A 16,791-nucleotide genomic window follows, 5' to 3' on the forward strand; every position below is an offset into this window, starting at 1 on the left:
CATCAATGCCGCTTTCTATTTTCGCACTCATGTTCACCTGCTTTGTCGACGTCATGGGACAAGGCCTCGCTTTTCCTATTTTTGCTGCCTTGCTAATACAGCCCAATGGAGGATTTATTCAAGGTACAAATGCTCCAAGCAATGGTGCGATTCTTTATGGAATAGCTATTGGCACATTTTTTCTAACGTGGTTTTTTGGATCGCTGTATATCTCAAAAATGTCAGACAGTATTGGGCGAAAGTCGGGCATTCTTATTTGCCTGTTCGGCGCTATCGCAGGGTATGCAATCGCAACAGCGGGAATTATTTCTCGCAATTATGCACTTTTAGTGATTTCAAGGGCGATCACTGGTTTTACAGCTGGAGCCCAGCCTATCGCTGCAGCAGCGATGATAGATCTGGCAAAAAATGAGCGTGAAAGTGCACGAAACCTGGGTCTTGTCACCGTAGGAATGAGCTTTGGGCTTGTCATTGGTCCCATCATTGGAGGACTGTTTTCTGACAAGAATCTATTGGGTAATTTCGCCTCGCCACAACTTCCATATGTGATGGGTGGCTTATTAAGTCTAGCTGGCTTACTACTTGTATTTTTTGGGTTTAAAGATATCAAAAGAGAATCGATTCCAATGGACATCAACCCATTCCTCGTCTTCAAATTACTGACTGACGCACTGAACAGACAATCGATTCAACGCGTTGCAACAGCATACTTTCCGTACATGTTATGTGTTTTAGGGCTCTATGTTTTTGTATCAGCCAACCTCTCAACACGGTTTGGCTATGGGGCCATAGGTTCGAGTGTTGCAATGTTTTTGATGGGTATTGGACTTGCCGCTTCCAGCAGCGTGCTGGTTGAGCTAATAAATGTACGTTTTTCAAAGCGCACAATTATGTTTTCCTGCACGGCTTTATTCTGCATTTGTATTGCCATATTTTTACTCATCACCTCCGGACCCTTGGCCCTGGCAATCATGCTTCCTGTCGGAATTCTGCATGGAATTGGCTATCCAACAGTTTTGACGGGATTTTCTGAGTCTGTTGATAAAGATGAACAGGGTTGGGTCATGGGGTTCGCAACTTCACTGTTCACGATTGGCGCCGCTCTTGTTTCGTTTTTCGGTGGTCAATTGATCGCTTCTGTAGGTCCACAAGCGCCATTCTTCTTCGCCATTGCATGTGGTGGGATTGCAATGGTTGCCGTGTTGATGCAATGGAAAGACGTTCCTGCATTAAGCAGAGTGACGCCATGACCTGAGATCGTATCCAGGACAGAAATCAACCACCTCAATGCCCTATTCCGGGTTGTGTCCATCGCACCAATACGTAGCCGCAGAAGGCATCGAGGATGAATGTGCTCCGCGGACTCGTTCAGGCGGCAATCTGAAGATCGAGAAGTGCCACCTCTGCACTCAATCCCGGGCCGAAGGCGAGTGCAAGGCAGGGGCCGGAAACCGATCGGCGACGCAACCTTTCGAGGATGAACAGGATCGTCGCCGACGACATGTTGCCATGGTCCTGCAGCACGATTCGACTGTCCTCCAGAAGCCTGAAATCCAGAGCCAGCGCTTCAGCGCAGGTCGAGAGAATTTTCGGGCCACCTGGATGCACAGCCCAGCTTCGGATCGCAGCGAGATCGATGGCCCGAATCTGCAGCCAGTCCTGCAACCATGGGAGCAGTGCTGCACCCACCGTTTCCGGCACACTTGGCGACAACCCCATGGAAAAACCGTGATCTCCGATCTCCCAGTGCATGAGATCTGCACTGTCGGGGATCACCACTGAGCCACTGCACTGCAGCACAAGGTCGCGATCAGATGCCGGCGGACCAGTCGAGCCGACAACGGCTGCCGCTCCATCGGCGAACAACGCATTGGCCACGACCTGTTCGGGATGCCAGCCGTACGACATATGCAGGCTGCACAGCTCAACAGCGCAGAGCAACACCACCGCACCTGGATCCATCTCGGCAAAAGCATGGGCAACACGCAAGCCGTTGAGTGCCCCATGGCATCCCATGAAGCCGACATGAGTTCGCTGCACTGCCGCTGACAGTCCGAGCTTTTCCATCAGGAACAGATCAACCCCCGGAGATTGAAAGCCGGTGCAGCTCACCGTCACGAGATGGGTGACCCTCGATGGCGCGAACCCGCCATCGTTCAGCGCATCACGAGCGGCCTGCAACGCAAGCAGACCTGCGTGCTCATCAAAGACCTGCATTCGTTCCCGTGTTCCAGGGCTTTCGCTGCCGTAAAAACTCAGACGATCACGACTCACTCCCTCATCGACGTCATTGTTGAGAAGCACACTTCCGCGTGAGCGCACGGTGGTTTTGCTGTAAATCCTGTTCATCAGCTTTTTCTGATCTGCACTGCCGGCATTGATGCGATGCGCCACCTCCAGTGCTTCCGACTGACTGAGACGCTGAGCCGGCACTGCTGTTCCGATGCCGTGAAGTGTCAGTGGCATGGGTCAGCGCAAAACGTATGAGGAACAGCCCGATTGAGTCCAGTGATGACACGCTCAGGGATTGCGGGCCACAGGCATCCCAGCCTGAACACTGCGGCTGTAGCGCTCGGTTGACGCAACAACATCGACAACAGGCGACACAGACGCTGACGACTCACCGTCATCTCCTCAAGCCTCCGTTGCCATCGCTGCTCAAGATCGCCACTCCAGCATCCCTGGGCCTCCTCCACGAAAGGAGCCACCGCCCCTCCCGCAGCAAGAGCCCAGGCCATACCTTCACCAGTGAAAGGTTCCACATAACCGGAGGCATCTCCCAGCAGCAGGAAGCGGTCACCCGCCGATACACCGGCACGGCGCGTCAGCGCTGGAGTCAACTGCCAACGTGATGTCTCCAGAGCTCGAGGGACGACGAATCCAGCCCGTCGCAGAACCTGATCCGCAGCATGAGCAACACCACCTGCAGATTTCACCGCACTGGGATCGAAGGCAGCGGCCAGATTGAGAGCACCGTCTTCACGGCGCACAAGACCGACATAACCACAACGAGCGATGGCCATGTGAATGATTCCGCCTGCATAAGCGACCTCGTCGTCATTGATCAGACAGCCTGCTCCAATTCTTGACTCCGGATCGATCCTGGTCGTGTCCCGGTCGCCTGATGCCAGAACCTGATGCTGCAAGCCAGCCGCGACAAGAACAACACGGGCCCGAATCCGCTCTGTTGGTGCCCCACCGGAAGGACGCAATCGCACCACGCGTTCTTCGGCGGAAGTCTCCTCAAGGACAGCACCGGTCTGGAATCTCACCGTGGCTCCTGACGCCTCGGCTGCATGGACCAACGCCTGATCGAAACGCTCACGTGACAGTGCCCAGCCTTCGGGCAACCCCAGATTGAGCGTCCGGCCGTTCAAGCCGAGACGCACTTGATCCAGGGGGACACCTCCCTGATCACGGATCAGCTCCGGCAGCCCCACGGCAGCCAGTGCAGCCAGTGCATTGGCATTGATGCAACAACCGCAGACCTTCCAGCGTGGAAAGGAGCGCTTCTCAACGAGCAGGACAGACAGACCTCGGCGTGCGCAATCAAAAGCAGCCAGTCCACCGGCAACTCCGGCCCCGATCACCACCACATCCCAGCTGTTCCGCATCTCAGCCGGGTCTCCAGCTAAGCCGGTAACGCTCAGGCCAGTTGCGCTCGAGCACGGGATTTTGCAGACCCGCCTCGGCGGCGAGATCAAGAATTTCCGAAGGAGTGAATGCCGCTTTCACCGACAGTGGGCCGTCGTGATGCACCACCCAGGATCGGCTGAGCAAACGAGTGCCGGCCCAGGCCAGCGCATAGCCCAGACGACTGCGGATCAGATCATCCACCAGCACAAGGCGTCGCGCTTTCGCCGCCATCACGGTCAGCAACTTCACCACCTCTGGAGGATCGAGATGATGAACGAAAAGGGTGCAGTACACGACATCAAACATCCTGACTTCAGGGGGGTCGAGCGCATCGGCAACAAACAGATCAACACTGCTGTTCTGCCTGGCAACGTTGCGGCGTGCGATGCGCACGGTCTCAGGATTGAGATCGCAGGCGTGGATCGTCATTTTCAACTGGCGTTGCTGAGCCAGTGCGGCGAGCTTGATCGCTGTATCAGCTCCTCCACAGGCCAGTTCAAGCACGCTGAGCGTGGTTGCTGGATTCTCAAGCGCCAGCGACTCAAGGTGGCAAAACAGACCTGGTACACAGCCACTGACGGCATTGATCCGGCGCAGGCCTCGAAGCGCCCGGTCATGATCGGCAGGATCCAGCCCAGGCTGATCCATCACCTCGGGCCTGCGATCACGCAGCATCGGGAGCTGGCCCGGAATCATCGACGTGAGCTGAACAGTATCCAAAGCTAGGCATCGACCAGCACTGATCGCTTCGCACTGATTTGATTCGAAGGTCTGGCTCCCATTTGTGCGAGATGAGCTTGGTGTTGGGAAGCGAAACAGGGAAACGAGCTATCAGAACAACAAACGCCTTTCGCTCAGACAATGACAGGAACCGTTGGGAACCTTTCCTGGAAGGCCGATACCGAGCGGCCAAACATCGTTTTAATGCTCGCCGACAACATCGGCTTCGGTGATCTCGGCTGCTACGGCAGCGGCGGCGATCTTCGCGGCATGCCGACACCGAATCTGGATGATCTGGCTGAGAAAAGCCTGATGTTGACCCAGTTCTTTGTGGAGCCCGGCTGCACGCCTTCTCGAGCTGGTTTGATGACCGGCCGTTACAGCGTCCGCTCCGGATTGAACAGCATCATTGTGGGTGGAACTCCCAGCACACTCCAGGCAGGCGAGTTGACGCTGGCGGAAATCTGCAAGGAGAACGGCTACTCCACTGGAATGGTCGGCAAGTGGCATCTCGGCGAAGAGGAGCAGAGCATTCCCACCAACCAGGGATTCGACTCCTATCGCGTCGGCATTCTGGAAACCACCGATGCCACCCTCTATCCCCAGACGATGCGTCGCTCAGGCCTGAGTGAGGAGCAGATCGAAGCGGCCCAGTCGCACATCTGGGAGTCGAACGATGACGGAAGCCTGCGTCGTGTTCGCCCTTACGACCTCGACTACCGCCGTCATGTCGAAAATGACATCGCCGATGCAGCGACGTCATTCATCAAAGAGAAGTCTGCTGGCGACGATCCTTTCTTTCTCTACGTCGGATGGTCCCACGTCCACTATCCGGAGGGAGCACACCGTGACTTCGAGAACCGGTCGTCGTCAGGTCCCTACGGGGACATGCTCATGGAACACGACCATCGTGTGGGACAGGTGGTGGCCGCTGTCGAAGCAGCGGGAATCAGGGACAACACAATCATCATCTACCTGTCAGACAACGGGCCGGTTCAGAATCAGGTGATCAGCACCGACTTCAAGGGCAGTTCACCGGGCCCCTTCCGGGGCGAAGTCGGCGACGTGCTTGAGGGATCCCTGCGGGTTCCTGGCATGGTGTCCTGGCCAGGCAACATCCCTGCCCGAAAAAGCAATGAAATGGTGTCGATTCACGATTTCGTGCCAACGATCGCAGGAATACTGGGCTCAAAGCTCCCGGACGATCGTGCCTATGACGGCGTCAATCAATTGAAATTCTTCAAGGGTGAAAGCGAACAATCGAGCCGCGATCATCTGATCAGCTTCATCGGTGGTGAAGTTGCCGCTGTTCGCTGGAAACAATGGCGTATCTACCCGAAGCAGGTGATCCAGTCGCAGACCAACCCATCGTCTCTGGGCGTCTGTGCCTATCGGGCTGAAGGGATGGGTTATCCATCGCTGTTCCATATCGAACGGGACCCCAAGGAGGAATTCAATGTGGTCGGAACATGTGCCTGGGTCCTGGGTCCGTACATGAAAATCGTCGGCAACTATCTAACTTCCATCAAGGAGCATCCAAACCCTCCAACTTTCAGCATGACGTCGTTTCCCCAGTAACGAAGCCGAGAGAATCGCAGTTGAACAAAGCCAAAACGCAAGACCTCGTTCTGGTTCGTGGTGGATCTCTTTTGATGGGATCCACAGCGTTCTACATCGAGGAATCACCGACCACATCGGTTGAGATCGACGATGTTCTGATCCAGTCAAAGCTGGTGACGAACGCACAGTTCAGGGACTTCGTCAGCGACAGCGGATACGTCACAACCGCTGAGAGAAATGACCGTGAAGGTTCGGTGGTGTTCGTTGGAACAGAGGGTCCGGTGGCACTCAACGACTGGAGAAAGTGGTGGGCCTGGGTTCCTGGTGCCAGCTGGCATCACCCCGAGGGGCCCGAATCAGATCTGAAGGCACGGATGGATCATCCCGTCGTGCATGTCTCCCTGCACGACGCCCGCGCCTATGCGGCCTGGGCCGGGCTTGCACTGCCTCAGGAGCCGGAATGGGAATGGTGTGCGCGTGGAGGAATCGAAGGTGCCACCTACATATGGGGAGAGGAGCCCAATCAAGGGGAAACACTGTTTGCCAACACCTGGCAGGGCGACTTCCCGTTTGACAATCATGGGGCCCATGGATGGAAGGGCACCTCACCGGTCGGAACCTTTCCTGCCAATGGCTACGGCCTCTTCGATATGGCGGGGAACGTCTGGGAGTGGACGGAAAGTTCCTGGCAGGACACTCCCAGTGCCCATTGCTGTTGCTCAGGATCAAAAGCCGGCGGCGACCTGAAAATCATCAAAGGCGGCTCACACCTCTGTTCACCTCAGTACTGCCTCCGCTTCCGCCCAGCTGCCCGCTCTCCACAGGAAGCCGGAGAAAGCACCAGCCACCTGGGGTTCCGCTGCATCTCGCGGCAGAGACCCCAGTGATCATCCTGCTCCTGACTCAAATCTCCCAGACCAGTGCGTTTTCTCTGGCCACCTCAAGGATGTTGGTGCGTGCCTTTGCCTGCAGCTCAACCGGGTACCAGACACCTGCTGAAATGGTCCGCTCGGCGGAGGAGGCACCTGCACGCCCGCGCAGCATTTCCATCGCGAATGCAGCTGTGGCCTGACCGACACAGTCTTCGAGATCCGCATGCACACAACGCAGCGTGACCTTCAAAGGCATGCCTGATCCGGCATCAGCCTTGCTGACAGCATCAACACGCATGGCATTGGTGGCACCAACGAGCTTGTCAACCAAACGGATGATGGGCATTGAAAACAGCGCCAGGCGCTGCATCGCAGCTCGATTGACAAGCAGACCTCTCGGCAGGCGTTTCATGACGGCGAAAAGACTGTTCCAGACCCCTGGTGCAGTGCCGAAACGCGACGCGCAGTTGGCCACAGCCAGTGATTCAACGGTCGTGGGAACGTCGGGGTTATCGAGCAGCAGACAGGCGTGCCTTCCCACACCTGCACCGAAATCAACGACCCGGCGCTCGGTCCATGGCTCTTTTTCAGTGAGCATGCTGTCCACGTAGGTCAACACCCTTGTGGCCAGCAGCAGGAAGGTGGCACTGACGATGGTTGGTCCTGCACCACCGGTGCCGGCCGTGAAAAAGCTGAACTCCAAGCCTTCGCAGATCTGTGGTCCACCAAGTTGTTGAACGGCTTCAGCCGCCATCAGCGCACTGACGCCAGGCCAGATGCCGCACGACACCACAGCTGGTACACCCGCTGCAACCGCATCTTCGAAGAGGCCCTTGGCGTGACGACTGAGGCTGAATTCATCGCAGACATCGCAATAGGGAACCCTCGAGGCGATACAGGCCCGGAGCAGATCAGGTTGCGTTCGCCCCTGAAACGGTCCTGCCGTGTGCACAACAAGCCTGACGCCGTGAACAGCTGTGACAAGCGACTCCATTCCCGCATCGAGATCCACCGATCTGAAAACAAGCTCCGGGAGCTTCAGACGCTTCCGCACAGCTTCAAATCTGGTCCTGCTGCGCCCTCCGATGGCAAGCCTGAGTGGAACACTCTCAGGCCATCGACAGGAGAGCGTGTGAAGCCAGCGCACCGTTGATGCACCCACGCGTCCGTTACCGCCGATGACGAGTACATCAATAGTCGGAGACGATTCACTCACAGCGGCAACCTGTCTGGGTTCAATGGCTCAACACAACGTCTTCGTCAGCTCGCGGCACGGTGTCCTGCACAAGAAGACTCAGGCCGGCCGCGGCCAGCATGCCCACCACCACAACCGAATATCCCTGCAGCTCCTGCATCGATGACGGCCTGGCACCGGCCGGCAAGCCCCACTGAGAAAACAGACCGACGGTCGGCTGCACAATCACCGGGAAGAACATCACAACGAAATTGACGAAAGCGAGTGTGATCGCTCGCGTATGCCGCTTGGCGGTGTCGGCAACCATCACGAAAGCCAGTTGCTGACTGCCGGAGGTGAACCCAAGCGCTCCGACCAGAACAACCACAACGCTGACCGGCAAGCGACTTGTGAAGCAGAGCAGCAGAGCGAAGCTGGCGGCACTGATGGCCCCTGATGAAAACAGAACTTTGCGGCGGCCGATGCGATCGGACCAGTGGCCGGCCACCATGGCGCCGATGGCGAAGCTGATGAACACGACGGTGGTGATCAGACTCGCTTGGTCACTGGGAAGACCGGCCTCGATTCCGAAGAACGACACACCCCAGAGATCACCGATCACAGAAACCGGCAGATAGATGCCTGCAGCGGCAAGCGAGAGGATCCAGAGGCTGGGTTGATGGAGAATCCTGTTGAGCTGGAAGCCCATCGGTTCGGGACTCTGTGGATCGAAACCGTCCTGCCGCATGAGCTCCACAAACCAGCTCGGCCGTCTTGGCAGGTAACACCAGATCAGACTTGCGATGATGACGCCCACCGCAGAGCCGATCAACAACGGCATTCGCCAACCGAACTGATCTGAAATCAACAGCAGAGGCAGCTGGGCAGTCGCCGCCCCCAGCGTTCCGATGGCGGTGACCATCCCCGGAACCATGCCGTGACGCTGAGGGGGCAGCCAGATCAGTGAGAGATAGATCACGCCCAGATAGGCCACGGAACTGCCGAGCCCCTGAAAAAAACGACCCAGACCCATCAGAACGATGTTGTCCGATGTAGCGAAGAGGAGGCATCCGAGTGCAACAAGTAGCGATGCCGGCGCCGCAACGGCACGAACACCATGTCGGTCGAGCAGCCGCCCAACGAGCAGCTGAGCCGGTGCATAGGCCAGAAAATAAAGACTCATGGAGAAGCCGAACGCGCCTTCACTTGCGCCGGACACTTTCATCAGCTCTGAGTGCAACACCCCGGGAGCGACCCGTGCAAAGAATTCATAGAAATAGAAGAGCGACGCAACACCGAACAACATCCAGGGCCGCCAGCCCTGACGGGCCCGTTTCGCGCGCAGGCGAGAGGCCTTGAGATGTCGTTGGGCCGCATCATGGGCCGGCCGGCCTCCTGGAGGTCGTTGTTGCATCTCGATCGACGCGAAAATCGATCAGCGATGGGATGTCGCTGACGAATGAGCAGCATCCTTTGCTAGCCATGGTTGCTTTAAACGACACCGGAACATTCAGCGGCTCGCCTCTGCAAGCAACCTGGATCCAAACCGTGCATAAAGGGCCGGAATCACGACCAGCGTCAGCAGTGTCGAGGTGATCAGACCACCCAGCACCACGATCGCCAACGGCTGCAGGATCTCGTTGCCAGCTCCGAAGGCCAGAGCCAGAGGCAGCATCCCCAGGGACGATGTGAGAGCGGTCATCAGAATCGCATTGAGACGATCAAGGGTGCCGGCACGAATCAATTCCTTCAGGCTTTCTCCGCTCTGGTGGCGTCGGTTGTAGTTGTCCACGAGCAACAGCCCGTTACGGACTGCCACGCCGAACAGGGTGATGAAGCCGATCAGCGATGCCACGGACAGCACACCACCACTGAGAAGAACGGCAACCAGTCCCCCGACCAGCGCAAGGGGGAGATTGAGCAGGATGGCGACCGTCGCTGGCAGAGAGCGAACAGCGACCACCATCACTGCTGCAATCAACACAGCGGCAAGCAGGCTGTAGAGCACCAGAGAACGGGTGGCTCGCTGTTCAGACTCAAACTGGCCGCCGTAGCGCAGGGTGTAACCGGAAGGAAGTGTCACCGACTGCTTCACACGGCGACGGATGTCATTCACCACCGGTCCCAGAGGGCGTCCGGCAACATTGGCTGATACAACGATTCGCCGGGAAACATCCTCGCGATTGACCTCATTGGGCCCCGTCGTCTGTTCGAAGGTCATGAAATCGCCGAGCGGCTTCAACAGACCATTGGCGGTGCGAATCGGAAGATTCTGCAGTGACTGCAGGTCACCCTGCTGGTCCCTGGGAAGCGTCACGACAAGCGGGACAGCGACCCCGGAGGATGACACGTGGCCGACGGCCGTTCCATGCAGGGCCACCTCAGCGGCTCGTGCCAGTGCTGCGACGCTGACTCCTTCCCGCAATGCCGCCTCGCGATCAATCCGGAGCTGAATCTGAGGCACGGGCAACTGCGGCTCCAGCTGCAGATCAACGACACCGGAAACCTCGCCCACCGCATCTCGGACCTGTTCTCCGAGATCCCGCAGCTCCTCAAGGTCGGGACCGGCGATCTTGATCGCAATGGCACTGCGAACCCCTGACAGGACCTCATCCATGCGATGGGAGATGAATCCACCCACGTTGGGTGCCACACCAGGCAGGCCAGCGAACACTTCACGGATGCGGGCAATGGCGGCGGGACGATCTCGCATGGCCTGATCACTCAACTCAAGATCGACGTGGCCGATGTTCACCCCGGCGCCATCGGCATCACCCGGTGCCCGGCCCGCTCTCACCTGCACCCACTCCACATCGTCACTTGACTGGAGCTGCTTGGAAAGCAGTCGACCCGCTCGGCTGGTCATCTCCAGCGAGACTCCGGGATACAGCACCATGGAGTTGACCAGTGACTGCTCCCGGAATTCAGGCAGAAAAACCCGGCCGAGGCTGGGAAGAATCAACAGGGTGGCAATCACCACAGACACGGCCAGCACGAGCACCCGGCGAGGGGATCTCAGGACAAGCTCGAGCAGGGGTCTGTACAGACTCTGAGCACGGGATTCCACCCATGACGCGGCAGCCGGCAAGGGGGCACGACTCAGCAGCAGGGCACAGAGTGCAGGTGACAAGGTGAGCGCCACAGCCGTCGAAGCAACGATCGACAGCACATAGGCGATTCCCATGGGCATGAAGATTCGCCCCTCCACACCACTGAGCGTGAAGATCGGTGCGAACACCACAACAATGATCAAAGTGGAGAACAGCACCGGCTGTCGCACTTCAACCGAGGTGTTGAACACCACTTCAAGAGGATGTAGCGGCTGGTCCTGAAGCCGGTTGCTGCGCAGACCCCGATAGCAGTTCTCCATGTCGACGATCGCATCGTCGACAACAGAGCCGATCGCCACCACCAGACCACCAAGGGTCATTGTGTTGAGTTGCAGGCCGAGCCCGCGCATCAACAAGAGCCCAACAAGGAGCGACAGTGGAATGGCACTGAGGGCGATCAAGGCCGTTCGCCAGTTCATCAAAAACAGCAGAAGCACAACCGCAACGATCACCACTCCAAGCAGGAGAGATTCACTGACGTTGCGGATGGCGATCTCAATGAATTTCGCCTGACGAAATGTCTGAGTGACCGAGACATCAGCTGGAAGCGATGTCTGAAGCTGGCGCATGCTGTCTTCCACGGTGCGCGTCAGCTGAGGTGTATCCACATCAGGCTGTTTGTTGATCATCAACACAACAGCCTGTTGTCCGTTCAGGCTGGCGGCACCGCGACGCATCGCCGCTCCGGATCTCACTTCCGCAAGCGAACCGAGGGGGATGGCACGACCATCTCCCGCACGCACCACGGAACGCGTGATGTCATCGTCTTGACTGATGCCATGGTCGCTGAGGATCAGACGCTCCTGACCACCGGAAATCTGAACCCCGCCGCGTCCGTTGAACTGAGCATTGCGAGCGGCTTCAACCAGCTCATTCAAGTCGACATCCTGAGCCTGCAAAGCCTTGAGATCAAGCTGCAACTGAGTCTGAGGACTGTCACCCCCATAGATCGTGATCTGGGCCACACCGGGAATGGCCAGCAGCGGATGTTCAAAGGTGCGCTCCACGATGTTGCGCAGCTGCAGGGCCTGCTCAGCGGAGGCGGTTTCCGGAAGTGTGAAGGCGTATTGAAGAATTGTTCCCAGCGGTGAAAGCAATGGCGAAATTTCGGGAGCCTCAGCCGACTCGGGAAGTTGCATCCGCACTTGCTGCAACCGTTCCGACACCGCCAGCCGGGCACGCTCCAGGCTGGCTGAATCACGAAACACCACCTGCACCATCGACAGACCGGGCTTGGACGCGGATCGAACCAGATCGACCCCGGCAAGTCCGTTCACAGCCGCCTCGATCGGCTCACTGATCTGATGCTCGACCTGTTCAGGTGCGAGACCTGGTGCAACGGTCTGGATTTCAACCTGAGGTGGTGCAAACGGCGGAAACACGTCCAACGGCATCTGCAGAACGTTGATCACACCGATGAGACTGATGATCAGGGAGCTGATCAGCACCAGCCATCTGCGGGCGATCGACCAGCGCAGAATCTTGTTCAGCAGCTTGTTGAACATCGATGAACTATTGAATCGCCGAAAGACAGACAGACAACGACGGGGTTCAGCGCTTGTTCTTCTGCGATTCAGCGAAGATCGACAACGCACCGGAGACGACGATCTTCTCGTCTGCCGTCACACCGTCGAGGACCACGGTGCGATCGACTGAAACAGAGCCCGGCTTGATCACAACCGGGTCGTAGGTGGTTCCGCTGAAGACGAACACATAGGGCTGACCATTGGCTTTGACAATGGCGACGTTGGGCACACTCAACTGGCCGTTGGTCTCCACTTTGGGCTTTTCGGAAACGATTCCGAGCATCTGATCGCGGTTGGGGTTGGCCTTCACCTGGCGGACGGAACCGGTCTGAACAAACTCGTCGCCGTGTCCGGCATGGGCCAGCACTGGACCTTCGTTGAGAGCGGGGATGGAGGCCATGACAGCCAGACACGTGAAAGCAAGAGCGCGCATACACAATCCGTTGTTGACTCCATTGTGGTGAGAATGGTTATCAGCGACCACTGTTGTGACATCGCGTGCACACGCGACAGATGAACTCAATACTGCTTCAACAACAACCAGGGCATACTCAGCGCGGGCAAGATTGATGCACCTCAAGCAGATTGAACAAGCGAGAGGAGCTCATCATTCACCTCAATTACTGAATCATGGCTTTGTCAGCTCTGACGATTGCATGCACAACGATTGTCGGCCTTTCCGGTGTTGCGATGTCTGGACCTGTACTGGCCCACAGCAAAGGCCTCTACAAAACAGAAGCCGAAGCACGCCAACGCGCTGAACAGATTGGCTGTAAGGCGGTTCATGAGAACAACGGTCGCTGGATGCCATGCGCCAATGAGCGGGAACTGCACCAACAACTGCGCAAACAATGAAGCGAAGTCCCAGTGCACAGCGTCAGGCTCGACGCATTCACCGCTGGCTCGTTCCGATCGCAGCGGCGCCGTTGCTGCTCACGGCAATCAGTGGGTCCCTGTACAGCCTTCTGCTGGAACAGGGAATTGACGCGTTCTGGTTACTCAAGATCCACACCGGCAGTTTTGGCTGGATCAACCTGCAGTCGTTTTATCCAGGGCTGCTTGGAGTACTCACGGTTGTAATCACAGCATCTGGAGTGACATTGCTGATCAAGCCCCGCAGCTGACAATCCATTGGGGGCAAGAAAGATCCAACGAGTGCAGACCTCAAGATCTACATGTTGTTAATGAATCTGGATGACTGCTAAGCGTTGATTGCGAGAACAACAACAACCCTTGATGAGTCGATTCGCGTCTGGCTGCGCTGCCGTGGGATTGATTGCCGGTATCAGCGTTTCAGGTCTGCCGGCCGGGGCACAGGCGCCGACTTACTGCGAACCCGATGTTGGTTCACCGGAGAATCTCAAAACCGTGAAACACGGCCTGCTCGAGGGATATCTGGCACCTGAGTCAGTGCCCGATTCGTTGAAGCTTCTGCCTGCACACCCCATGAAGGGGTCCATCGAGTACGACCTTGATGTGGCCAATGCCGAATCGACCTTTCCTCTGCAGGGAGGCCCGCGCTGGGACATGGCCGCCATTGATGCCAACCTGAATTTTCCTGAAGCCGCAGCGATCTACTCCTGCACCCTTGGTGTGCCGATCACCAAGGAAGGAACACCGAGGCTTTACACCCTGCTGCGACGCACACTGACCGACGCCGGCCTGGCGACCTACAAGGCTAAAAACAACTATCAGCGCCCCAGGCCGTTCATGGTCAACGGCCAGCCGATCTGCACACCCGACGAGGAAACCATGCTGAGAAGCGATGGCTCCTACCCCTCCGGCCACACCGCTGCTGGATGGGCATGGGCACTGGTTCTCAGTGAGCTCGCACCGGAACGTCGCGATGCAATCCTGGCCAGAGGAATCGAGTACGGAAAGAGCCGCTACATCTGCAATGTGCACTGGCTGAGTGATGTTCAGGCCAGCCAGATCATCGCCTCAGGCACCGTGGCCCAGCTGCAGAACGATCCGGTTTTCCGCGCTGATCTGAGAGCCGCAAGAGCGGAAGTTCAGGCCATGCGCCGTCAGGGGCTGCCCCCCAATGGAGACTGCGATCTGGAGAGAAGAGCCTTCCAACCCTGAGTCTGAGCGCCTGTTAAGACCGATCAGGCCACCTGTGCATCGCAGGTGGCCTTTGCTTTGCGAGAGGCCGATCGAGTGAGGCTCGAAAAATCTTTACAACATCCATGGCTGGTTCCCTGGTCCAGACCGAAGCTGGAGTCCTGCAATCAGTCGACGCCGTTGAAATCACTATGAACCTGCATTCCCGGATCGGTGGTGTTCCCGAAAATATCCAGATCAAGCTGAACGACCGCGACGTTCGCATCACTCTGGAACGTCGCGGTTGCGAAAACGGCGAACTTTGGCTGCTGCTGCCTGCCTTGAGCACCGTGTCGAGCCGTGGTGAGTGGCATGCCTTTGCTGATGCCATGGATAAACGCTGCCAGCTGGTGAGCTTCGACTGGGCAGGATTTGGAGACAGTGAACGCCCGGCGATTGCCTACGACGCGAAGGTTCTGCGTGATCTTCTTGCTGGCATTCTTCAACACCTGCAATCCGCTGATCAGGTCAAGGTCAATATCGTTGCCGCTGGCCACAGTGTTCCCATCGCTCTCGGGCTGGCTGAGCAATGCTCAAGTCAATGGGCACAGATCGTGGTGGTTGCACCCACGTTCAGAGGACCCCTCCCCACCATGACCGGCCGGGCAGGACAGAGCTTCAGCTGGGTGAGGCGTCTGGTGGAACTGCCACTGGTTGGACCGCTGCTCTATCGACTCAACACCAGTCGGCCGATCCTGAAGCTGATGCTGCGGCGTCATGTCTGGGTCAATCGCAACCTGCTGACACCGGAACGTCTGCGCGAGCAGCAGCGAATCAGCCGGCAACCGGGTGCCCGCTTTGCAAGCGTTGCTTTTGTCACCGGGGGGCTGGACGCCGCCTCCGACTCGCGGTGGTGGCTGACACAGATACAGAAATTGCACTGCCCTGCGCATGTGGTGCTGGCCAACGAAGCACCTCCTCGTTCAAAAAGGGAAATGTTGACGCTGGCAGACAAGGCGGATCGTGTCTCTGATATCGATGGACGCCTGGGACTGCATGAGGAATTCGGCACTCTTCTGGCGCAGACCATCGTCGCCAGCTGAACGAACAGCGACTTCTGTGTAACCAGCGCCATCAGCACTAACCGGACAAAAGCCTTAAAGTCGTGTCAAATCTGCATCGACGCAGCTCTGGTCCAACTCGCCCCTGAACGCCATGGCCTCCTTCACCTGGAACGAATCCACCCTCTCCGCCGATTGCGGAACCCTTGAAGACATGGCCGAGCGTTTCGAAGACACAGCTGCTCTGATGAGACGTCTTGCTCAGACCGGTTTCGCTGTCAAGCAACAAGAGGGAACCAGAAAGATCACTCACGTCAACGACGAAATTTTCAAAAGTTTTGGGTTTATCATTGAAGATTAGTTAGTTACAAATAAATCATCCAATATCGTTCTCATAGATCCCCCCCAACAAATCTTTTTTCAAAGCGGCAATTCGTGCAAAGACTTCTGCACGCCGATGTTGCAGCAACAAGTTCGAGGTGATCATTCGCACAAGCGCAACAAGGCCAATCAGCTCGGCAACCCCCTGAAACAGACCACCGACCAGCGGCAAATGGTTCATTGAGCTTAAAAAAGCGCTTACGAAGGTCAATAGCAATCCGAGAATCACGGAGCCGAAGATAATCAGAAAGATTGGATAAATCTGCATGAAGCTCTCGAGATTCAATTGCTTCAGCGAATCCAATCCAAGCAAAAGCTGTTGGATGAGGTGAGAGACTGAAAATTCATCCTCATGATCTTCTGACTCCACGGATCGTGAAGCTTCAGGAGCGCTGGGTGGAGACTTGGCCAGCTCAACACTTTGATTCTCCTCGCCCCGAGTGGTGTCAAGGACGAGATCCAATTCAGAGGCATCAACAGGCTCCTTGAACGGCAACTCACCACTCTGCTCAGGATGTTCACTCACCTGTACACCTCAAAGATGAAGCTGCCAATATGCGGGAGATGATCAGGTGCAGAACGATAAATTAAGCAAACAAAACCTCTCACAACAAATCGCATCAAGGCCCACCGGATTCCAAACAATCCTCAACAATTAATGCAACAAATATCCAATCTTCAGCTCGAGCTGACGCTGACTGTTACAGC

General features: G+C 57.0%; 16 protein-coding genes. 8 read left to right on the top strand and 8 right to left on the bottom strand.

Going from position 1 to position 16,791, the window contains the following annotated elements:
• Positions 1–29 precede the first annotated feature (29 nt).
• A complete protein-coding gene (locus SIB73_RS05915) occupies positions 30–1,250 on the top strand; it encodes an MFS transporter (protein WP_413439745.1) in 1,221 nt (406 codons plus the stop codon).
• A 118-nt stretch (positions 1,251–1,368) separates the two neighbouring features.
• Here the strand turns inward: SIB73_RS05915 and SIB73_RS05920 are convergent, their stop codons facing one another.
• Genes SIB73_RS05920 through SIB73_RS05930 form a run of 3 tightly spaced genes read right to left on the bottom strand, consistent with a single transcriptional unit; the run spans position 1,369 to position 4,332 of the window.
• Positions 1,369–2,466, bottom strand: a complete 1,098-nt coding sequence (locus SIB73_RS05920) for a type III polyketide synthase (RefSeq protein ID WP_413402146.1) — start codon at positions 2,464–2,466, stop codon at positions 1,369–1,371.
• The gene (locus SIB73_RS05925) at positions 2,457–3,614 is read right to left on the bottom strand and encodes an NAD(P)/FAD-dependent oxidoreductase (protein WP_413402144.1); all 1,158 of its coding nucleotides are present in this window, start codon (positions 3,612–3,614) and stop codon (positions 2,457–2,459) included. Before SIB73_RS05925 ends, SIB73_RS05920 begins: the two co-directional genes overlap by 10 nt.
• A gap of 1 nt (position 3,615) precedes the next feature.
• On the bottom strand, positions 3,616–4,332 hold the full coding sequence (locus SIB73_RS05930) for a class I SAM-dependent methyltransferase (RefSeq protein ID WP_413402142.1): 717 nt from the start codon (positions 4,330–4,332) through the stop codon (positions 3,616–3,618).
• Between the two features lie 165 nt (positions 4,333–4,497).
• On the opposite strand from SIB73_RS05930, the gene SIB73_RS05935 reads away from it, so the two are divergent.
• Positions 4,498–5,934 (top strand): sulfatase-like hydrolase/transferase, encoded by a 1,437-nt coding sequence (locus SIB73_RS05935; RefSeq protein ID WP_413402140.1) that lies wholly within the window; start codon positions 4,498–4,500, stop codon positions 5,932–5,934.
• 20 nt (positions 5,935–5,954) lie between these two features.
• The gene (locus SIB73_RS05940) at positions 5,955–6,803 is read left to right on the top strand and encodes a formylglycine-generating enzyme family protein (RefSeq protein WP_413402138.1); all 849 of its coding nucleotides are present in this window, start codon (positions 5,955–5,957) and stop codon (positions 6,801–6,803) included.
• Positions 6,804–6,819: 16 nt separating this feature from the next.
• Here the strand turns inward: SIB73_RS05940 and SIB73_RS05945 are convergent, their stop codons facing one another.
• The 4 genes from SIB73_RS05945 to SIB73_RS05960 form a co-directional block, all read right to left on the bottom strand.
• Entirely contained in the window at positions 6,820–8,004 is a 1,185-nt protein-coding gene (locus SIB73_RS05945; protein WP_413402137.1) for a saccharopine dehydrogenase NADP-binding domain-containing protein, read from the bottom strand.
• Positions 8,005–8,023: 19 nt separating this feature from the next.
• A complete protein-coding gene (locus SIB73_RS05950; RefSeq protein ID WP_413402134.1) occupies positions 8,024–9,376 on the bottom strand; it encodes an MFS transporter in 1,353 nt (450 codons plus the stop codon).
• A 96-nt stretch (positions 9,377–9,472) separates the two neighbouring features.
• On the bottom strand, positions 9,473–12,577 hold the full coding sequence (locus tag SIB73_RS05955; RefSeq protein WP_413402132.1) for an efflux RND transporter permease subunit: 3,105 nt from the start codon (positions 12,575–12,577) through the stop codon (positions 9,473–9,475).
• 46 nt (positions 12,578–12,623) lie between these two features.
• Positions 12,624–12,998 (bottom strand): hypothetical protein, encoded by a 375-nt coding sequence (locus SIB73_RS05960; RefSeq protein ID WP_413402131.1) that lies wholly within the window; start codon positions 12,996–12,998, stop codon positions 12,624–12,626.
• Between the two features lie 230 nt (positions 12,999–13,228).
• On the opposite strand from SIB73_RS05960, the gene SIB73_RS05965 reads away from it, so the two are divergent.
• The 5 genes from SIB73_RS05965 to SIB73_RS05985 all read left to right on the top strand — a co-directional run bounded on the left by SIB73_RS05965 (position 13,229) and on the right by SIB73_RS05985 (position 16,063).
• Positions 13,229–13,453 (top strand): DUF3721 domain-containing protein, encoded by a 225-nt coding sequence (locus SIB73_RS05965; RefSeq protein ID WP_413402129.1) that lies wholly within the window; start codon positions 13,229–13,231, stop codon positions 13,451–13,453.
• Positions 13,450–13,722, top strand: coding sequence for a hypothetical protein (locus SIB73_RS05970; RefSeq protein WP_413402127.1), 273 nt, complete (start codon positions 13,450–13,452; stop codon positions 13,720–13,722). Before SIB73_RS05965 ends, SIB73_RS05970 begins: the two co-directional genes overlap by 4 nt.
• A 112-nt stretch (positions 13,723–13,834) precedes the next feature.
• Entirely contained in the window at positions 13,835–14,683 is an 849-nt protein-coding gene (locus SIB73_RS05975; protein ID WP_413402125.1) for an acid phosphatase, read from the top strand.
• 104 nt (positions 14,684–14,787) lie between these two features.
• The gene (locus SIB73_RS05980) at positions 14,788–15,744 is read left to right on the top strand and encodes an alpha/beta fold hydrolase (RefSeq protein ID WP_413402123.1); all 957 of its coding nucleotides are present in this window, start codon (positions 14,788–14,790) and stop codon (positions 15,742–15,744) included.
• A gap of 112 nt (positions 15,745–15,856) precedes the next feature.
• Positions 15,857–16,063 carry a hypothetical protein gene (locus tag SIB73_RS05985; protein WP_413402121.1) on the top strand — a complete coding sequence of 69 codons (207 nt, stop codon included), beginning with the start codon at positions 15,857–15,859 and terminating at the stop codon, positions 16,061–16,063.
• 15 nt (positions 16,064–16,078) lie between these two features.
• Here the strand turns inward: SIB73_RS05985 and SIB73_RS05990 are convergent, their stop codons facing one another.
• Complete coding sequence (locus SIB73_RS05990; RefSeq protein ID WP_413402120.1) at positions 16,079–16,609, bottom strand: CAAD domain-containing protein; 531 nt, start codon at positions 16,607–16,609, stop codon at positions 16,079–16,081.
• Between the last annotated feature and the right edge of the window lie 182 nt (positions 16,610–16,791).

It is taken from the genome of Synechococcus sp. MIT S9509, from assembly GCF_047303035.1.
In the GTDB taxonomy this organism is placed as follows: Bacteria; Cyanobacteriota; Cyanobacteriia; order PCC-6307; family Cyanobiaceae; genus Synechococcus_C.

Coding starts and splice junctions, on each gene's coding strand:
- SIB73_RS05980 (WP_413402123.1), top strand. CDS start 14,788: ATGGCTGGTTCCCTGGTCCAGACCGAAGCTGGAGTCCTGCAATCAGTC.
- SIB73_RS05955 (WP_413402132.1), bottom strand. CDS start 12,577: ATGTTCAACAAGCTGCTGAACAAGATTCTGCGCTGGTCGATCGCCCGC.
- SIB73_RS05930 (WP_413402142.1), bottom strand. CDS start 4,332: ATGATTCCGGGCCAGCTCCCGATGCTGCGTGATCGCAGGCCCGAGGTG.
- SIB73_RS05965 (WP_413402129.1), top strand. CDS start 13,229: ATGGCTTTGTCAGCTCTGACGATTGCATGCACAACGATTGTCGGCCTT.
- SIB73_RS05915 (WP_413439745.1), top strand. CDS start 30: ATGTTCACCTGCTTTGTCGACGTCATGGGACAAGGCCTCGCTTTTCCT.
- SIB73_RS05935 (WP_413402140.1), top strand. CDS start 4,498: ATGACAGGAACCGTTGGGAACCTTTCCTGGAAGGCCGATACCGAGCGG.
- SIB73_RS05925 (WP_413402144.1), bottom strand. CDS start 3,614: ATGCGGAACAGCTGGGATGTGGTGGTGATCGGGGCCGGAGTTGCCGGT.
- SIB73_RS05970 (WP_413402127.1), top strand. CDS start 13,450: ATGAAGCGAAGTCCCAGTGCACAGCGTCAGGCTCGACGCATTCACCGC.
- SIB73_RS05975 (WP_413402125.1), top strand. CDS start 13,835: ATGAGTCGATTCGCGTCTGGCTGCGCTGCCGTGGGATTGATTGCCGGT.
- SIB73_RS05920 (WP_413402146.1), bottom strand. CDS start 2,466: ATGCCACTGACACTTCACGGCATCGGAACAGCAGTGCCGGCTCAGCGT.
- SIB73_RS05950 (WP_413402134.1), bottom strand. CDS start 9,376: ATGCAACAACGACCTCCAGGAGGCCGGCCGGCCCATGATGCGGCCCAA.
- SIB73_RS05960 (WP_413402131.1), bottom strand. CDS start 12,998: ATGGCCTCCATCCCCGCTCTCAACGAAGGTCCAGTGCTGGCCCATGCC.
- SIB73_RS05985 (WP_413402121.1), top strand. CDS start 15,857: ATGGCCTCCTTCACCTGGAACGAATCCACCCTCTCCGCCGATTGCGGA.